Source organism: Vibrio scophthalmi LMG 19158 (genome assembly GCF_000222585.1).
GTDB classification, from domain to species: Bacteria; Pseudomonadota; Gammaproteobacteria; order Enterobacterales; family Vibrionaceae; genus Vibrio; species Vibrio scophthalmi.
The window spans coordinates 1-223 of the sequence record NZ_AFWE01000118.1; the positions used below are offsets into that span (position 1 = coordinate 1).

Consider the following 223-nt stretch of genomic DNA (forward strand, 5'->3'; position numbering starts at 1 on the left):
ACGCTTTAGTCCGTAGGTAATGCCGTACCGTGTTTCGTGAGATATTTAGCTCTCTGGCAATACGGCGAATACTATATCCCTGACGATATAAAACTTGAATTTCCACTAGTTGCTCCTGATTTATCATAGCTCGCCGTTTTATCCGTTAAACGAACGAACATTGTGCCTCAGGTGGGTCAATTTTAAGTCGGCGCTAGTGGGTCATTTTTACATCGGCGGTAAC

At 43.9% G+C, this 223-nt stretch carries 1 protein-coding gene; it reads right to left on the minus strand.

The features are described 5' to 3' along the window. Positions 1 to 127, minus strand: a 127-nt coding sequence (locus RH88_RS22955; RefSeq protein WP_138944283.1) for a helix-turn-helix domain-containing protein, incomplete at its 3' end; no start/stop codon positions are given. Between the last annotated feature and the right edge of the window lie 96 nt (positions 128 to 223).